This is a genomic window from Bradyrhizobium sp. U87765 SZCCT0048, assembly GCF_018131225.1.
GTDB lineage: Bacteria > Pseudomonadota > Alphaproteobacteria > Rhizobiales > Xanthobacteraceae > Bradyrhizobium_A.
This window is the reverse complement of sequence record NZ_JAFCMM010000002.1, coordinates 72,571-89,953: the sequence shown is the minus strand read 5'-3', so window position 1 is coordinate 89,953 and position 17,383 is coordinate 72,571. Positions and strand designations below refer to the sequence as shown.

Sequence of the window (17,383 nt, the reverse complement as noted above, 5' to 3'; positions counted from 1 at the left end):
TCGCTGTGGTCATCCGGCCGATGCGCGGATCGCCGCGGCCGTTGCCGCGCAGCCCGGGATCGCTCAGCCATTCCCGGGGGACGAGGAGGCGGAGGCCGAACGCCGTCGATGCCCGCCGTCAGCGACCGCTGACGAACATCCTGCGGACATCGTGCAGATTGTCGGCGACATGGACGCACAGGCGGTGCATCTCGTCGGTGGCCTGCAGCAGGTCCGGCACCATGATCGGCCGGCAGCCGGCGGCATGGGCGGCGCGCACGCCGTTGTGGGAGTCCTCCAGCGCCAGGCAGCGCTCCGGCGTGACGCCGATCAGCTCCGACGCCTTGAGGTAGAGATCCGGATGCGGCTTGCCGCGGGTGACGTCGTTGCGGGTGACGACGGCGCGGAAGTAGTGATGCAGCTCGGCGGCGTGCAGGTGATGGCTCGCCGCCTCGCGTCCCGACGACGTCGCAAGCCCGAGCGGCATGTCGAGGGCGTGGAAGTGCCGGATGATGTCGGCGGCGCCGGCCTTCAGCGGCACGCCGTCGGCGATCCGCCGGGTCCAGGCGCTGCGGTAAGACGTGAGATAGGTCTCCATCGGAAACGCCGGCCCGAAATGGTTCTGGATGCGGATGTCGCATTCGGGACCGGGCACGCCGATCATGGAGTCGTAGAACGCGTCCGTCAGGTCGAAGCCGAGCGCGCGGATGGCGCCGAGCTTGGCCGTCTTGATCAGCGGCTCGGTGTCGAACAGCAGTCCGTCCATGTCGAAAATGACGGCTTCGATTCCTGAGAGGTCCACGCGGCTGTTCACGACAATCCATCGGCTGGTGAGAGACAGGCTGCCGTTTATCGCGATTTGAGAGGGGGCGATACCCTTTGCGATGACGCAGCGCTGCGATGGTTCCGGGCCGGGCGGCCACGCGCCGGCACGTGCGCGATTTTCAGGCATGGATTGCTCCTGTCGGCGCGCTACCGGTTCCGTCCTGCTCCGCTCGCATGGCGGGCTTGCATTGGACGAGGTCACAGGCTTCAATAGTGCGGGGATGCGATTTTCTTATTTGGAACGGCTGATGCGACAACTGATTATCGCCGGACTTTCGCTTCTCCTCCCATGCGCTGCTGTGGCGGCCGACCCCCAGGGGGAATGGCTCGACGCCCATGGCCTTGCCCGCATCCGCATCGCGGATTGCAACGGGCGTCTGTGGGGAGCGACTGTCTGGGAGAAGGAGCCGGGTGGCCTCGACATCAAGAATCCAGATCCGGCCAAGCGCTCGCGGCCGACCCTCGGCGCGCCGCTGCTGCTCGACATGAAGCCCGCGGCCGGCAAGCCCGATCGCTGGGATGGCGAGGTCTACGACTCCGAGAACGGCAAGACCTACACCGCCAGCATTCGCGTGCTGTCGCCGACATCGCTGGAAATCAAGGGCTGTATCGCCTACGGCATGCTGTGCGGCGGCGAGACCTGGACGCGTGTCGTCGAGCCGACGCCGCCCGCGGCGGCCATTGCCGCGACCACGACGGCTTCGGCGACCGGTGCGGTGAAGGGCAAGACTGCGCCCGCCCATCCTGCGGCCGTACCGCCGCCTCGCTCGGCAGCCGTGCCGCCCGCCGTCATCGCCAAGCCTCAGGCCACCGCGACTGCGACCACCACCGACTTCTGCGCTGCGGTCATCGCGGCCAGATGAGCTCTCCGCTTCAGGTCAAGGTGCCGGGGAGCCTTCGTCACATCGGCCGCATTGCCGGCAATCGTCGCCACGCCTCGAGTTGTTTCTGAATATGTCTCATTCCGCCGATGATCTCGCGGCGATGGCCGCGGCGGCGTTCACGCCCCATCACGCGCTGGCGATAAGGCTGTTGCCGCATGCACTCGGCGGCGGCGATGGTGCCCATGACGTCGCGCATCTGCTGCGGGTGTGGAAGAACGCCCGCGCGATCCAGGCCGCGGAGGGCGGCGATGGCGAACTGCTCGCCGCGGCCGTTCTGCTGCACGATGCCGTCACCGTGGAAAAGAATTCGCCGCAGCGGGCCCAGGCGTCACGGCTCGCAGCCGATGCTGCGCGTGATCGTCTTGCCGCCGAAGGCTGGCCGCAGGAGCGCATCGCGGCGGTCGCGCATGCCATCGTCGCGCACAGCTTCTCGGCCGGTGTCGCGCCGCAAACGCTGGAGGCGCGCATCCTGCAGGACGCCGACCGGCTCGATGCCATCGGCGCGGTCGGCGTCGCGCGCCGCTTTTATGTCGCCGGCCGCCTCGGCAGTCTCCTCTATGATCCGTTCGACTCCGAGGGTGAGGCGCGGCCGCTCGACGATCGCCGCTTTGCGCTCGATCACTTCAAGACCAAGCTGATGCATCTCGCCTCCGGCTTCCAGACGGCGACCGGCGCGACGCTGGCGCGCGAGCGCCACGAGCGGCTGCTGCGGTTCTGGCGGGAGATGCGCGACGAGATCTAGCGGTGTTGTGCAAGCGTCCGCCGGCTGTTGATAAGCAGGTCAGGCGAGGGGGCGCTCGGCGGCCGCAGCGGGCGGTGGCAGGCCGGCGAGCGGCCACAGCCCCAGGGCCTTGTCGGCGTAATCGCCGTTCGCTTCGGTGCAGCCCTCGATGAGAACGGCCTGCGGCGGCGGAAAATGAAAGGGCGCCCGCGTGAAGTTGAGCGGCCGCCAGTCGCCATCCTCGATGTCGCTGTTGTCGCCGAGGTCGAGGAACGTGGTGGTCAGCAGCCAGCGCGCGCCGGAGCGGCGCATGTTGGCGAGTGCGCGGGCGATGTTCTCGAACGACAGGTGAACGAGGCAGTCGCGGCACAGGATCAGATCGGCGGCCGGCAGCGCATCGGCGACAACGTCGAGCACGCAGAAGTCGACCTTGCCGGGCTGGCCATGGGTCGCCGCATTGGCTGAGATGATCGCCGGCACGATATCGGCGCCGAGATAGCGGATGTCGCCGAGCGCGGTTTCGGCCATCCAGCCGAAATCGCCGCAGGGCAGGTCGAGCAGGTGGCGCACGCCCAGCCGGTGCAGCCATTCGGGCAGGTCTCGGCGCAGCAGCGCGGTGGCGTCGCGCTCCGAGCCGACGCCGGACAGGGATGCCTTTGCTCCCCACAGGTTGGTGCGATGGATCAGCGCGAAGCGCGCCGCGAGGTCGAGGCCGGCGAATTCATGACGCCGCGCGGCAAAGCGCCGTTGGGCGAGAACAGGCGCACGAGATTGTTGTTCTGTCATCGGCGCGACCGCTTCCGCATGTAATGTGATTCGTTAAAATGTAGGGCGGACGCTGGCAGGTGGAAAGATGGCCGGCCGCCCCGATCGGGTGACGCCATGATTCACATTCTCCGCAAGGTGACGACCGATGCCGACTGGCGCGATTATCATGCGCTGCGGCGCACGGTGCTGTGGGACGCCAGGGGCCGCAACGGCTACGACGACCGGCATATGGACGAGTACCATCCTGCCCATCATCCCCTGCTGCTGACCTGGGCGGGACGCGCCATCGGCACCACGCGGCTCGACGATTTCGGCGACGGCACCGGCGCGGTGCGGCTGGTGGCGATCGCCGCGGAGCGCCAGCGCCATGGCCATGGCCGCGTGCTGTCGGCGCGGGTGGAGGATTTCGCCCGTGGCCGCGGCATCGATACGCTTTATGTCAACGCCGCGCCCGAAGCGGTCGGCTATTATGACAAGATGGGCTGGGAGCGCTTCGTGTGGAGCACGGCCGAACTGGCCGGCGACGCGGCCGACTGCGTTCAGATGCGCAAGGTATTGTCCCGGCTGTCGTAAGCGTCAGGCGACGGCTCGCGCCGTCGTCTTGGCCGGCTGGCCGTCGGCCGTATGCAGGTTTTCCAGTGTCGTCGGTCGGCCGAACAGGAAGCCCTGCACCTCGTTGCAGCCCTCCTCGATCAGGATCGCCATCTGGTCGTGGGTCTCCACGCCTTCGGCCAGCACCGTGACCTCGAGGCTGTTGCCGAGCGCGAGGATGGCGCGGACGAAGGCCTTGGCCTGGCGGTTGGTCTCCAGCTCGCTGATGAAGCTGCGGTCGAGCTTGATGCGGTCGAACGGGAAGGCGCGCAGCGTCTCCAGCGACGAATAGCCGGTGCCGAAATCGTCGAGCGCGATGCCGATGCCCATGGCGCGCAGCTGGCGCAGGATGTGCAGCGCCCGCACCTTGTCGGCGATCACAGCGGATTCGGTGACCTCGAGCTCGAGCCGGTGCGCCGGCAGCCCGGTCTTGAGCAGGATCGCCCGCACGGTGTCGACGAAGCCGACATGGGCGAGCTGCAGCGGCGACAGGTTGACCGCGACCTTGCGCGTCAGCTGCCATTCGGTCGCCTCGCGGCAGGCGGTCTCCAGCACCCAGTCGCCGAGGGCGCAGATCGCGCCGCATTCCTCGGCGATCGGAATGAACACGGCCGGCGACACCGACCCGTGTGTGGGATGATTCCAGCGCAGCAGCGCCTCGTAGCCGGTCACCGTCTCGGTCTCGACCGAGCGCTGCACCTGATAGTGCAGGAAGAATTCGTTGTGCTCCATCGCGGTCCAGATGTCGCGGGCCATGGCGCGGCGGGTGCGCGCGGCCTCGTCCATCTCGGCTTCGTAGAAGCAGATCTTGCCGTCGATGCTCTCCTTGGCGCGGTACATCGCAAGGTCGGCGTTATTGAGCAGCTTGTCGCGGTCGGTGGCATCCGCCGGAAAGACCGAGACGCCGAGGCTGGCGCCGGGTGTGAAGTCGGTGTGATCGATCGACACCGGGTCGGTCAGTGCCTTCTGCAGCCGCGCGATGAAGCTGCGCAGCGCGGTGTCGGTCTCGAACGATTTTGCCGCGACGAACTCGTCGCCGCCGAAGCGGCCGACCATCTCGCCGTCGGACATCGCCTCGCCCATGCGCGACGACAGCGTCTGCAGCAGCTTGTCGCCGGTGGCGTGGCCGTAGGTGTCGTTGATTTCCTTGAAGCGGTCGAGGTCGATGTTGACCACCGCGACGCGGGTGGTGCCGGTCGCTGCACCGAGCGCCGCATCCAGCCGCTCGATGAAGCGGGCGCGGTTCGGTAGACCGGTCAGCACGTCGTGCCGTGCCATGTAGGCGATCTTCTCGGCGCTGCGGTTGTGCTCGGTGCGGTCGCGGGTGATCTTGGCGAAGCCGAGCAACTGGCCGTCCTCCTGGTAGATCGGATCGATCACCACATGGGCCCAGAAGCGGCTGCCGTCCTTGCGCAGGCGCCAGCCCTCGGCTTCGAACTTGCCGGTGGCGAGCGCGGTTGCGAGATTCTGCTCGGGCAAGCCGGCAGCGCGATCGTCCGGCGTATAGAACAGGCTGTAGTGTCGCCCGACGATCTCGTCGGCAGTGTAACCCTTGGCGCGCTCGGCGCCGGCGTTCCAGTTGGCGATGGTGCCGTCGGTGTCGAGCATGTAGATGGCGTAGTCGGTGATGCCCTCGACCAGCAGGCGGAAGCGCCGCTCGCTCTGCCGGATGGCGTCTTCCATCCGCTTCTGTTCGGTACAATCGCGCGTGATCTTGGCGAAGCCGAGCAGGCTGCCGTCGGCGCGGTAGACCGGCTCGATGACCACATGGGCCCAGAAGCGGCTGCCGTCCTTGCGCAATCGCCAGCCCCTCGCCTCGAAGCGGCCTTCGGCGCGGGCGGTCGCCAGTCCCACGGCGGGGCGCCCGGCGGCACGCTCCTCGGCGGTGTAGAACACCGAGAAATGCCGCCCGACGATGTCGGCCGCGACATAGCCCTTGGCGCGTTCGGCGCCCGCGTTCCAGTTGGCTACCGTGCCATCGGGATGCAGCATGTAGATGGCGTAGTCGGAGACGCTCTCCACCAGCAGCCGGTAGGACAGGTCTGAAGAGAACTCGCGCAAGGCAGTGTCGTGCAGCATCGAAATCGATCCGTCAGCGGCCGTGATGGCTGTCGGCCACCTGACGGGCGTACGGTTGCGATCCGGTAAAGTCCCGATGCGCCGCCCGGGGCGTGGTTAACAAAGCCATCGGAATCACACGTTTGGCTGCTGCGGCGTTCGTGCGCGCAACCTGTGCGCGACCCGGTTGATGGCGCGATGCAGGTTCGGCATCGATGAATCCGCCCGGCGGTATCAGGCGCCTGCGGCGATGGCCTCGATCTCGATGAGAAAGTCTGGACCATAGAGGCGCGACACCTCCACCAGCGTCACCGCCGGAGCCGCGGGCGGTGTCACGGTGGCGAAGAAGCGGTTGCGCGCCTCGCGGTAGGCGGCGAGGTGCGTCATGTCGCGCAGGAAGACCGTCAGCTTGACGAGGTCGGCGGCGGTGCAGCCGGCCGCGCGCAACGCGATCTCCAGATTGCGGAACACCTGCGCCGCCTGGGCCGCGATGTCGCCGCGGCCGACGATCTCGCCGGAGGCATCGAGCGCGGTCTGTCCGGCGATGAACACGAGGCGGTTGGCGCGGACCTCGACCACTTGCGAGTAGCCCGGCGGGGTGCCGAGTTCGGGCGGGTTGATGCGGGAGACACTTGCGGTGCCGGCGTTGGCGTTGGGCATGTGAGGCTCTCTATTGATTGTCGCTGGACGAAATCCGCTCCCACAGCCAGTGCGCGACGCCGCTGGCCGAGCGGTCGCCGTCGCCGGCGGCGGCGCGCAGGTTGGCCTCGCGCATGGTGGCGATGTCGATGCGGCCGAGCAACGGCCGCAGCGCTGCCTTCAGCGCCTCGTCGCCGGCAAGCTTCGGTGACAGCAGCACCACGGCATCGTAAGGCGGGATGGCATGGCTGGGATCGTCGAGCACGACAAGGTCGTACTTCGCGATCAGGCCGTCGCTGGTGTAGCCGGCGATGACATCGACGTCGCCGGCGGCGACCGCGGCGTACATGAAGTCAGGCTGCATCTGGCGCTGGGCGCGGAACGCGAGGCCGTAGGCTTTCGTCAGCGCGGCCCATTCCGGGCGGGAGAAGAACTCGTAGTCGCCAGCGATCGACAGCGCGCCGGCATGGCCGGCGAGATCGGCGATGCTGCGGATGCCGAGCGCCTGCGCGCGGGCGCGCGGCATCACCAGCGCATAGGCATTCTCGAAGCCGAGGGTGCCCGCGAGCGTGACATGGGAGGTCGCGGCGAGCTCGCCCTTGAGGTCGGCGAGCAGTTGGTCGCGCGGCGGCACGTCGCTGTGATGCAGCAGTGTCGCCCACAGCGTGCCGGAATAGTCGACGTAGACGTCGATGTCGCCGTGCGCGAGCGCGGCGAAGATGACGTTGGAGCCGAGCCCCTCGCGGGTGTCGGCGGCATGGCCTGCGGCCTGCAGGCGCTGAGCGATCAGCGCCGACAGGATGTATTGCTCGGTGAAGGTCTTGGCGCCGACCACGTAGGCCGGCGCCGTTCGGCCCAGGGCCGGCGCCAGCGTTGCGGCGATCAGCGCCACCAGCCCGAGAGCGCCGGCGACGACGCGGCCGCGGCGGCGGGTGCGCACGCCATTCTCCATCAGCGCCAGCAACTGGTCGACGATCAGCGCCAGCAGGGCGGCGGCGGCGCAGCCGAACAGCACGAACACCCAGTTCTGGGTCTGCAGCCCCGAGAAGATGTAGTTGCCAAGACTTGTCTGGCCGATCGGCGTCGACAGTGTCGCGGTGCCGATCACCCACACCGCCGCGGTGCGGATGCCGGCCATGATCACCGGCAGCGCCAGCGGCAGCTCGACGAGGCGCAGCGCCTGCCATGGCGTCATGCCGACGCCGTCGGCGGCCTCGCGCAGCGACGGATCGATGCCGTCGAGGCCGGTGATCGTGTTCCGCAGCACCGGCAGCATGCTGTAGAGCGCGAGCGCCAGCACCGCCGGCAGGAAGCCGAGTGCCGAGAAGCCGAACCCGAGCCAGCGCGCCGACAGCGCGGCGAGCGCCAGCAGCAGCGGATAGAACAGCGCCAGCAGCGCGAGACCGGGCACGGTCTGCACGATGCTGGCGACGCCGAGCACGGCGCCGCGCCACACCGGACGGCGGCGTGCGACGAGCGCCAGCGGAAAGCTGACGGCGAGGCCGAGCATCAGCGCGACGAGGCTGACGCGGACATGGCCGCCGAGATAGTCCGGCAGGTGCGCGAGCGCGTCCTGAATGCGGGGATCGCCGGACATCACGAGGCGGCGTCCGCGAGCGGCGGCAGCAGGTCGCGCAGCCGCTCGGCCTGACGGCGCGGCGTGCGCAGCAGCGCGCGCACGTAAGGGTCCTCGCTCGCGGCGAGATCGCTGGCGTTGCCCTGGGCCAGCAGGCGGCCGCCACGCATCACCGCGATGCGGTCGGCGAGCAGCACCGCTTCGGCCATATCGTGGGTGATCATCACGGTCGTCAGCGACAGGTCGCGGTGCAGGCGGCGATAGTCCTCCCCCAGCGCGTCGCGGGTCAGCGGGTCAAGCGCGCCGAACGGCTCGTCGAGCAGCACCATGCGCGGTTTTGCGGCCAGCGCCCGGGCGACGCCGACGCGCTGGCGTTCGCCACCGGACAGTTGGTGCGGGAAAGCGTCCCGGTGGCGGCCACGGTCGAGCCGCACGAGATCAATCAGTTCATCGACCCGCGCCGCGATGTCGGCGGCGGGCGTGCCGACGAGGTGCGGGGTGATGCCGATGTTGTCGGCGACAGTCATGTGCGGGAACAGGCCGCCGCTCTGGAACACGTAGCCGATGCGGCGGCGCAGCGCGATCGGATCGAGGTGGCGCACGTCGTCGCCGAACACGCGGACCGCGCCGCCGTCGGCGTCGATCAGGCGGTTGGCGAGCCGCAGCAGCGTGGTCTTGCCTGAGCCGGAGCCGCCGACGATGGCCAGGAATTCGCCGGCCGCGACGCGGAGCGTCACGCCGTCGACCGCCGTGACCCGGCCGAAGCGTTTGCTGACGTCATCGAAGGCAAGGGCGGGCGCGGGATCGTTCATCTGCATGATGCTGCCACAGCGATCGCGCGGGACCAAGGGGAGGGGGTGCGCGCAAGCCTCTTGCATCTTGGCGCGGTCCGGGGGAATTTGCCGGCCGATTTGCGCTCGCGGTGCTGCCGTGGGGCCAATGGGTCACGGGGGGACGAGGCGTGCAGGCAGACGGGAGCGCGGCGGCCGCGGTGGCGCTGACGGATGCCACCGTCGCGTTCCGTCTGGCCGGCGGACGCAGCTACACCGCGGTCGAGGCCGCCAGCCTCTCGGTCGCCCCCGGCGAGTTCGTTGCCATTGTCGGCCCCACCGGTTGCGGCAAGTCGACCCTGCTCAACGTCGCCGCCGGCCTGCTGGCGCCCGCCGCCGGCCGGGTCGAGATCTTCGGCGCGCCGCTGTCGGGCCTGAACCGCAGGGCCGGCTATCTGTTCCAGGCCGACGCGCTGTTTCCGTGGAAGACCGCGATCGAGAACGTCGCCATCGGCCTCGACATCGCCGGCACGCCGCATGCCACGGCGCGCGAGGCGGCGCAGACGTGGCTGGCGTCGGTCGGCCTCGCCGGCTTCGCCCAGCGCTACCCGCACATGCTGTCCGGCGGCCAGCGCAAGCGCGTCGGTCTCGCCCAAGTGCTGATCCGCGATCCGCAGATCCTGCTGATGGACGAGCCGTTTGGTCCGCTCGATGCCCAGACGCGCCAGATCATGGGCAACCTCCTGCTGGAGCTGTGGAGCGCGGCGCGCAAGGCGGTGCTGTTCGTCACCCACGACCTGGAGGAGGCGATCGCGCTCGCCGACCGCGTCGTGATCATGTCGGCCGGGCCCGGCTCGCGCATCATCGGCGACTGGAAGGTGATGCTGCCGCGCCCGCGCGACATTTTCGAGATCCGGCTGGAGAAGGAGTTCCACGATCTCCATCGCGAGATCTGGAGCGTGCTCAAGGCCGAGGTCGTCAAGAGCTACCAGCAGGCGGCATCATGAAGATCAACCGTGTCACTCTGCTGGCGCTGCAGGTCCTGGTCGCCGTGGTCGCCATCGGCCTGTGGCAGTTGCTCACCACGGTGCCGCTGTTCGGCACTCTCGTGCTGCCGCCGTTCTTCTTCTCGACGCCGGGCAAGGTCGCCGAGCGTATCATCAAGTGGGTCGCCGAAGGCACGATCTGGCGCCATCTCGCGGTGACGCTGATCGAATCGATGCTGGCCTTCGTCATTGGCTCGCTGGCCGGCGCCCTCGTCGGCTTCTGGTTCGCGCGACAGCAGACCGTCGCGGCGGTGTTCGACCCCTATGTGAAGATGATGAACGCGCTGCCGCGCGTCGTGCTGGCGCCGATCTTCGCGCTGTGGCTTGGCCTCGGCATCTGGTCCAAGGTCGCGCTCGGCATCACGCTGGTGTTCTTTGTGGTTTTCTTCAACGTCTACCAGGGCGTCAAGGAGGCGAGCTCGACGCTGGTCGACAACGCCCGGATGCTTGGCATGAGCGAGCGCCAGCTGCTGCGCCATGTCTACTGGCCGTCGGCGCTGTCGTGGATGTTCTCGTCGCTGCACACCTCGGTCGGCTTTGCGGTCGTCGGCGCGGTGGTCGGCGAATATCTCGGTGCGTCTGCCGGGCTCGGCTACCTGATCCAGCAGGCCGAGGGCGTGTTCGACGTCGCGGGCGTGTTCGCGGGCATGATCGTGCTCGCGGTGTTCGTGGTGCTGATCGACACGCTGGTCAGCCATGTCGAGCATCGCCTGCTGATCTGGCGCCCGCGTGCCGGCGACCGGCAAGGGTGAGATGTGACCTGCGTGCGGAACGCGACATGCGACGAATGTTTTCGATCGTCATGCCCGCGCTTGTCGCGGGCATCCACGTCTTTAAAATGTCCGGAAAGCAAGACGTGAATGGCCGGGTCAAGCCCGGCCATGACGGAGCTAAAATCAACCGCCTTGCAGCCCGATGGCCTGGGAGAAACGTCATGACAACAATCGGCAAGATCGGCAAACGCCTTCTGGGAGCTGTTACGCTGCTCGCCAGCCTGACCTCGCTCGCCTCGGCGCAGGCGATCGAGAAGCCCGACCTGATCCTCGGCGTCGGCGGCAAGAGCCTCTTGTACTATCTGCCGCTGACGCTGACCGAGCGTCTGGGGTATTTCAAGGAAGAGGGCCTCAACGTCACCATCACCGACTTCGGCGGCGGCGCCAAGGCGCTGCAGTCGCTGATCGGGGGGTCGGCCGACGTCGTCACCGGCGCCTATGAGCACACCATCCGCATGCAGGCCAAGGGCCAGGAGATCGCCGCGGTGCTCGAACTCGGCCGCTTCCCCGGCATCGTGCTCGGCGTGCGCAAGGACCGTGCCGCCGGCGTCAAGTCGTTCAGGGATCTCAAGGGCATGAAGATCGGCGTCACTGCGCCGGGCTCGTCCACCAACTTCTTCGTCAATGCGCTGATCGCGCGCGAGGGCCTGAAGGCCGACGATGTCGCCATCATCGGCGTCGGCGCCGGCATGAGCGCGGTCGCGGCAATGAAAAAGGGCGACATCGATGCGATGTCGAACCTCGATCCGGTGATGACCAAGCTCGAGCAGGACGGCGACATCGCCGTGCTGGCCGATACCCGTACCGAAGAAGGCAACATGAAGCTGTTCGGCGGCAACAACCCCGCGGCGGTGGTCTATCTCAAGCGCGATTTCATCGCGAAATATCCGGTCACCACCCAGCACATCGTCAATGCCTTCTACAAGTCGCTGAAGTGGCTGGCCAAGGCCACGCCCGAGGACGTTGCCAGGACCGTGCCGGAGGAATACTATCTCGGTGACAAGGCGCTGTATCTGGCGTCCGTCAAGGCGTCGGCGCCGATGTACTCCCGGACCGGCGTCATCCCGCCCGAGGGCATGAAGAATGCGCTCGACATGCTCTTGCAGTTCGATCCCGAGCTGAAGGACGCCAGGATCGACCTGCCGCGCACCTTCGACGGGCGGTTCGTCGCCAAGGCTGCAGCAGAGAAATGAGTGCCGAGGCGACCGCGCCGCCGCTGACGCTGCGGCGGGTGCGGCATCTCGATCTCGCGTTCGAGCCGTGGGACTGGCCATTCGCGCGCGAGCGGGCGGCGGAGATCGCCGATCACTTCGCCCGCGTGCAGGAGACGCGGGCGGTGTGGAACGGCCGCGTGCTGCTGCTGCGCGATCCGCAAGACGACGGCGACACGTTTCGCGCCCGCTACTTCGAGGTCGACTACGCCGCCTTTCTCGCCTGGGTGCACTGGGGCTGTCCCGACAGGGATGTCTTCAACGGGTTCGGCATGGGTGCGCTGCGCGGCAGCGACGGCGGCTTCCTGCTCGGCGAGATGGCGCCGCACACCGCGACCGCGGGCCGGATCTACTTCCCCGCCGGCACGCCCGATCCCAGCGACATCCGCGGCGACCATGTCGACATGGCCTACAGCGTCACGCGCGAGGTCGAGGAGGAGGTCGGCCTGACGCTGGCGGACTACCGGGCCGCCGACGACTGGACTTGCGTGCGCACCGAGCAGTGGATTGCGTTCATGCGCCGGCTCGATGTCGATATGCCCGCCGCCGTGCTGCAGGCGAGGATCACGGCGTGGCTGGCGACGCAGGACCGGCCGGAGCTGAGCGCGATCCACCTCGTGAGCGACCGCGCTGCTTTCCGGCCGACGATGCCGCGCTTCATCACGGCGTTCCTCGACGCGATACTGCCGCGGCCGTGAACGCCTGCGTGTCCTGCGGACTTGACCCGCCGGCGCATTGTCCCTGAAACTCGACGCGCGCCGGTGCGTTGACCATCACGCGGCTGCGCCGCCTGTTCTGCCATCGCCTGCCGGAGTTTCATCGTCGATGCCGAAAGCCAGCAAATCCAGCCCCAGCAAGTCCGGTTCTGTTAAATCCAGCGCCGTTGCCGGTCTCAAGCGCTATGTCACGCCTTTCATCGCCGACGGCTCGCAGTCGTTTCGTCTGGTGTCGCACAAGACCAGCGAGAAGGGCGGCCTCGACAAGGCGGCGGCGCAGGACATCATCGAGAGCAACCGCAAGCTGCTCGCGGGCCTGCAGGAGCGGCTCTACGCCAATGGCCGCTGGGCGATGCTGCTGATCTTCCAGGGCATGGACGCGGCGGGCAAGGACAGCGCCATCGAGCACGTGTTCTCCGGCGTCAACCCGCAAGGCGTCGATGTCGCCTCGTTCAAGACGCCGTCGAGCCGCGAACTCAGCCACGACTATCTGTGGCGCGCGACCCGCGAGCTGCCCGAGCGCGGCCGCATCGGCATCTTCAACCGCTCTCATTACGAGGAGTGCCTGATCGTTCGCGTCCATCCAGAGATCCTCGCCAGGCAGAAGCTGCCGAAATCTCTCGTCACCAAGAACATCTGGCGCGAGCGGTTCGAGGACATCAACGCCTATGAACGCTACCTGTCGCGCAACGGCGTGCTGATCCTGAAATTCTTCCTCAACGTCTCCAAGGAGGAACAGCGCCAGCGCTTCCTCGATCGGTTGAAAGAGCCGGGCAAGCGCTGGAAGTTCTCGATGGACGACGTCAACGAGCGTCAGCGCTGGGCCAAGTACCAGGCCGCCTACCAGGACGTGATCGCTCACACCGGCACGAAGCTCGCGCCCTGGCATGTGGTGCCGGCCGATCACAAATGGTTCGCCCGCGTGGTGATCGGCTCGACCATCATCACCGCGCTGGACTCGCTCAAGCTCGAGTATCCCAAGGTCGACAAGGCCGCGCTCGGCGAATTCGACAAGGTGCAGGCGGCGCTGGAGCGCGAGGGACGCAAGGCGCAAAAGCGCTGAGCGCGCTCCGCCCGGAGGCGGCGCGTCGATCGTCACCGGGATCGCGTCAGTCGTCCCCGAGATAATGGCTCGGCGTGATGCCGAAGGTGCGCTTGAACATCGCGGCGAATGCGCTCGGGCTCTGGTAGCCATGTTCGAGCGCGACCTCGAGGATCGAGGCGCCGGCGGCAAGGCGTGGCAGGCTGAGCAGAAGCCGCATGCGCCGCCGCCATTCCCCGAAGCTCATGCCGAGTTCGCGGTGGAACAGCCGCGCCAGCGTGCGTCCGCTCATGGCATGGTCGGCGGCGAGGCTCTCCAGCGTCACCGCCGCCGCCGGATCGGCGATCAGGGCGTCGCACAGTCTGGCAAGCCGCGGATCGCGCGGCATGGGCACATGCATGGAGAGACGCGGCGCGAGCCGCAGCTCGTCGAGGATCAGCTCCATGATGCGGCCGTCGCGGCCGGAGGCGTCGTAGTCGAACGGCAGCCGCGTCGCCGCCACCACCAGCGCCCGCAGCAGCGGCGACACCTCGATCACTTCGCAGTCGCGCGGCAGGTCGGCCCGCGCGTCGGGTGACACGAACACCGTGCGCATTTCGACCTGGCCGGCGATGCGAATGGCGTGGGGGATGCCGGCGGGCATCCACACCGCGCGTCCGCTCGGCACAACCCAGCTGCCGGGCGGGCAGGTGACCGTCATCACCCCGGCGATGGCGTGCACGAGCTGCGCCCGCGGATGGTCGTGGGGCGGGATGACTTCGCCATCGGGGTGGCTGCTGGCCATGGCAGCCAGCGGCCGCGGCGCGAGCTGGCAGGCTTCGTGGGTGCGTTCGATGTCCATTTCGCGACGATCATTGTCCTGAAGCAGTGCGAATGACAAGGCGTGTCGCGGTAACTCAGCTCCCGCGGTGCGTCATGCCGGCGCGCCGCATGCTCCAGTGACCCTCCAGGCTGGACGACGGAACATGGCGCGGGGCCCATCCCGTGGCTGTGGCGGCCTGCCCGTGCCGGGCGGGCCGCGCCCGTCGGCCGGCCGCCATGCGCGAAACGATCATGACGCAAGCCACCTTCGATGCCGCCCGCCCCGATGCGCCGACCCGGCGCCCCCTGCTGCAGGCGGCGCGCCGCCTCGGCCCGCGCGTCGGCGGCGGCCTCGCCGCGCTGCTCGCGCTTGGCTACGGCGGGCACTGGTGGTTGACCGGGCGTTTCATCGAAAGCACCGACAACGCCTATGTCCGCGCCGATGTCGTGACCATCAGCGCGCGCATCTCCGGCTATGTCGCCGAGGTCGATGTCGGCGACAACCAGGCGGTGCGCCGCGGCGACGTGCTGGCGCGGATCGATGCCGGGCCGTTTCGCGCACGCGCCGATCAGGCGCGCGCCGCGGTGGCGGCGGCGGACGCCGACATCGCGGTCGAGACCGCCGGTGTCGCCACCCTCGATGCGCAGGTCGCCCAGCAGCGCAGCCTGATCAGCCAGGCCGAGGCGGAAGCCGCGGCGATGGATGCTGAGCTGCGCCGCACTTCGCTGGAGTGGGAGCGCCAGCGCGGCCTCGCCGAGCGGCAGGTCAGCAGCCAGCAGCGCTTCGAGGCGGCGGACGCCGATCACACCAAGGCCGCCGCGACGCTGCGCGGCGCCCAGGCGGCGCTGGCGTCGCAGCGCGCGCGTCTGAGCGTGCTGGAGGCGGAGCAGCGCGGCAAGGCGGCAGCGTGCGACAAGGCGCGGGCCGTGCTGCAGCAGGCGCAGGCGGCGCTGGCGCTGGCGACGATCGATCTCGACAACACCGCGCTACGCGCGCCGGTCGATGGCCTGATCGGCCAGCGCGTGGTGCGCGCCGGGCAGTATGTCGATCCCGGCCAGCCGCTGCTCGCGGTGGTGCCGCACGACGCGTATGTCGTCGCCAACTTCAAGGAGACGCAGCTCGGCCGCATCGCGCGGGGGCAGGCGGTGACGGTCGAGGTCGATGCCTTCGATGGCGAGACGCTGCATGGTCGTGTCGACAGCTTCGCCCCGGCGTCCGGCGCGCAGTTCGCACTGCTGCCGCCGGACAACGCCACCGGCAACTTCACCAAGATCGTGCAGCGCATGCCGGTGCGCATCAAGCTCGATGCCGGCCAGCGCCGTGTCGCGGAGTTGCGGCCCGGCCTGTCGGTGGTGGCTCATGTCGACACCCGCGGGGATGCCTCCCATGGCCGCTGACACTGCGACGGCCGCCGCCGCCGAGCCGGCGGTGCCGCTGCGGGCGTGGGTCGCCGTGATCGGCGGCGTGTTCGGCTGCTTCATGGCCGGCATGAACGTTCATGTCACCAACGCCTCGCTGCCGGACATCCGCGGCTCGCTCGGCGCGACGTTCGAGGAGGGCTCGTGGATCACGACGGCCTATCTCGTTGCCGAGATCATCATCATCCCGTTGACCGGCTGGCTGGTGACGGTGTTCTCGATGCGCCGCGTGCTGATCGTCGGCACCGCCGGCTTTCTGGTGTTCTCGGTGCTGTGCTCGCTGGCGCCGACCATCGACATCATGATCGTCGCCCGCGCCCTGCAGGGCGCATTCGGCGGCGTGCTGATTCCGCTGTCGTTCCAGCTCATCGTCACCGAACTGCCGCCGTCGAAACATCCGCTCGGCATGGCGCTGTTCGCGGTCGCCAATAATGTTGCCCAGGCGGCGGGCCCTTCGATCGGCGGCTGGTTGACCGACGCCTATTCGTGGCGCTGGATCTTCTATCTCCAGATCCCGCCGGGCCTTGCGCTGCTCGGGGCGATCACCTGGTCGATCCATGCGCAGGCGGTGCGCATCGACAAGCTGCGCAACGGCGACTGGGGCGGCATCCTAAGCATGGCGGTGGGCCTCAGCGCGCTGCAGATCGTGCTGGAGGAGGGCGGCCGCAAGGACTGGTTCGCTTCGAGCTTGATCGTGCAGATGTCGGTGATCGCCGCGCTCGGCATGGTGCTGTTCGTGGTGATCGAACTCAGGCGCGCCGATCCCTTCATCAACCTGCGGCTGCTTGGGCGTTACAATTTCGGCCTCGCCAGCGTCATGCAGTTCACCTTCGGCGGCGTGGTGTTCGGCGTCGTCTTCCTGGTGCCGAACTACTTCGCCGAACTGCATGGCTTCAACGCCCGCGAGATCGGACTCGCGATGATCCCTTACGGTCTCGTGCAGTTCGCGATGTCGTTCATGACGCCGCCGCTGATGAAGCGCACCAGCCCGCGCTTCGTCATCATCGTCGGCTTCGCGCTGGTCGCGGCCGGCTGCCTGATGAACATCCATCTCGACGGCAATGCCGGGCGCAACGTTATCATCCCGTCGCTGGTGGTGCGCGGCATCGGCCAGTCGCTGGTGGTGGTGGCGCTGTCGGTGATGGCGGTGCAGGGCATGGAGAAGGCGCAACTCGGCTCGGCCGCGGGGCTGTTCTCGACCGTGCGCAATGTCGGCGGCGCCATCGGCATCGCGATCGCCAGCCAGATCGTGGTCGAGCGCGAGAAGCTGCATGCGCTGCGCATCGGCGAGGCGGTCAATCCGTTCAGCCCGGAGACTCAGGAGCGGATGATCGCGCTGGTGCGGCGGTTCGGCGGCCTGCATGTCGATCGCTTCGCGGCGATGCATGGCGCGGCGACCGCGCCGCTGCGCCAGCAGGCCCTTGCGGTGTTCGATATGCTGGTGCACCGCGAGGCGCGCCTGCTCGCCTACAGCGATACGTTCCTGCTCGCGGGAGGCGCCATGGTGTTGTGCACGCTCGCCGCTTTCATGCTGCGGGGAACGTCGCGCGGCGCGCGGTCCTGA

The 17,383-nt window shown here is 68.3% G+C and carries 17 protein-coding genes; 10 read left to right on the top strand and 7 right to left on the bottom strand.

What is annotated here, in order from left to right:
• Positions 1-118: 118 nt before the first annotated feature.
• Positions 119-781, bottom strand: coding sequence for an HAD family hydrolase (locus tag JQ639_RS13685; protein WP_211967192.1), 663 nt, complete (start codon positions 779-781; stop codon positions 119-121).
• Positions 782-1,052: 271 nt separating this feature from the next.
• Here JQ639_RS13685 and JQ639_RS13680 point away from each other — a divergent pair, with 271 nt between their 5' ends.
• A complete protein-coding gene (locus tag JQ639_RS13680) occupies positions 1,053-1,667 on the top strand; it encodes a DUF2147 domain-containing protein (protein WP_211967193.1) in 615 nt (204 codons plus the stop codon).
• Between the two features lie 91 nt (positions 1,668-1,758).
• Positions 1,759-2,430, top strand: a complete 672-nt coding sequence (locus JQ639_RS13675) for an HD domain-containing protein (RefSeq protein WP_249123209.1) — start codon at positions 1,759-1,761, stop codon at positions 2,428-2,430.
• A gap of 39 nt (positions 2,431-2,469) precedes the next feature.
• On the opposite strand, the gene JQ639_RS13670 is transcribed toward JQ639_RS13675, so the two are convergent.
• Positions 2,470-3,195 carry a class I SAM-dependent methyltransferase gene (locus JQ639_RS13670; protein ID WP_211967194.1) on the bottom strand — a complete coding sequence of 242 codons (726 nt, stop codon included), beginning with the start codon at positions 3,193-3,195 and terminating at the stop codon, positions 2,470-2,472.
• A gap of 96 nt (positions 3,196-3,291) precedes the next feature.
• On the opposite strand from JQ639_RS13670, the gene JQ639_RS13665 reads away from it, so the two are divergent.
• Complete coding sequence (locus tag JQ639_RS13665; protein WP_211967195.1) at positions 3,292-3,750, top strand: GNAT family N-acetyltransferase; 459 nt, start codon at positions 3,292-3,294, stop codon at positions 3,748-3,750.
• A 3-nt stretch (positions 3,751-3,753) separates the two neighbouring features.
• On the opposite strand, the gene JQ639_RS13660 is transcribed toward JQ639_RS13665, so the two are convergent.
• The 4 genes from JQ639_RS13660 to JQ639_RS13645 all read right to left on the bottom strand — a co-directional run bounded on the left by JQ639_RS13660 (position 3,754) and on the right by JQ639_RS13645 (position 8,853).
• Positions 3,754-5,847 (bottom strand): putative bifunctional diguanylate cyclase/phosphodiesterase, encoded by a 2,094-nt coding sequence (locus tag JQ639_RS13660; protein WP_211967196.1) that lies wholly within the window; start codon positions 5,845-5,847, stop codon positions 3,754-3,756.
• Between the two features lie 213 nt (positions 5,848-6,060).
• Positions 6,061-6,486: a RidA family protein gene (locus JQ639_RS13655; RefSeq protein WP_211967197.1), complete on the bottom strand. Its 426-nt coding sequence runs from the start codon at positions 6,484-6,486 to the stop codon at positions 6,061-6,063.
• 10 nt (positions 6,487-6,496) lie between these two features.
• Positions 6,497-8,062 carry an ABC transporter permease/substrate-binding protein gene (locus JQ639_RS13650; protein WP_211967198.1) on the bottom strand — a complete coding sequence of 522 codons (1,566 nt, stop codon included), beginning with the start codon at positions 8,060-8,062 and terminating at the stop codon, positions 6,497-6,499.
• Positions 8,062-8,853 (bottom strand): ATP-binding cassette domain-containing protein, encoded by a 792-nt coding sequence (locus JQ639_RS13645; RefSeq protein WP_211967199.1) that lies wholly within the window; start codon positions 8,851-8,853, stop codon positions 8,062-8,064. Before JQ639_RS13645 ends, JQ639_RS13650 begins: the two co-directional genes overlap by 1 nt.
• Before the next feature lie 149 nt (positions 8,854-9,002).
• Here JQ639_RS13645 and JQ639_RS13640 point away from each other — a divergent pair, with 149 nt between their 5' ends.
• The 5 genes from JQ639_RS13640 to JQ639_RS13620 all read left to right on the top strand — a co-directional run bounded on the left by JQ639_RS13640 (position 9,003) and on the right by JQ639_RS13620 (position 13,620).
• The gene (locus tag JQ639_RS13640; protein WP_211967200.1) at positions 9,003-9,818 is read left to right on the top strand and encodes an ABC transporter ATP-binding protein; all 816 of its coding nucleotides are present in this window, start codon (positions 9,003-9,005) and stop codon (positions 9,816-9,818) included.
• A gap of 2 nt (positions 9,819-9,820) precedes the next feature.
• The gene (locus JQ639_RS13635) at positions 9,821-10,609 is read left to right on the top strand and encodes an ABC transporter permease (protein ID WP_211967272.1); all 789 of its coding nucleotides are present in this window, start codon (positions 9,821-9,823) and stop codon (positions 10,607-10,609) included.
• Between the two features lie 182 nt (positions 10,610-10,791).
• Positions 10,792-11,823 (top strand): ABC transporter substrate-binding protein, encoded by a 1,032-nt coding sequence (locus JQ639_RS13630; RefSeq protein WP_211967201.1) that lies wholly within the window; start codon positions 10,792-10,794, stop codon positions 11,821-11,823.
• A complete protein-coding gene (locus JQ639_RS13625; protein ID WP_211967202.1) occupies positions 11,820-12,539 on the top strand; it encodes an NUDIX hydrolase in 720 nt (239 codons plus the stop codon). The genes JQ639_RS13630 and JQ639_RS13625 overlap by 4 nt, the downstream gene beginning before the upstream one ends.
• A gap of 127 nt (positions 12,540-12,666) precedes the next feature.
• The gene (locus JQ639_RS13620) at positions 12,667-13,620 is read left to right on the top strand and encodes a polyphosphate kinase 2 family protein (RefSeq protein WP_211967203.1); all 954 of its coding nucleotides are present in this window, start codon (positions 12,667-12,669) and stop codon (positions 13,618-13,620) included.
• 46 nt (positions 13,621-13,666) lie between these two features.
• Here JQ639_RS13620 and JQ639_RS13615 read toward each other — a convergent pair whose 3' ends face one another.
• Complete coding sequence (locus tag JQ639_RS13615; protein WP_211967204.1) at positions 13,667-14,440, bottom strand: AraC family transcriptional regulator; 774 nt, start codon at positions 14,438-14,440, stop codon at positions 13,667-13,669.
• 212 nt (positions 14,441-14,652) lie between these two features.
• On the opposite strand from JQ639_RS13615, the gene JQ639_RS13610 reads away from it, so the two are divergent.
• Both JQ639_RS13610 and JQ639_RS13605 read left to right on the top strand, forming a co-directional pair.
• Positions 14,653-15,798 (top strand): HlyD family secretion protein, encoded by a 1,146-nt coding sequence (locus JQ639_RS13610; RefSeq protein ID WP_211967205.1) that lies wholly within the window; start codon positions 14,653-14,655, stop codon positions 15,796-15,798.
• Entirely contained in the window at positions 15,788-17,383 is a 1,596-nt protein-coding gene (locus JQ639_RS13605; protein WP_211967206.1) for a DHA2 family efflux MFS transporter permease subunit, read from the top strand. The genes JQ639_RS13610 and JQ639_RS13605 overlap by 11 nt, the downstream gene beginning before the upstream one ends.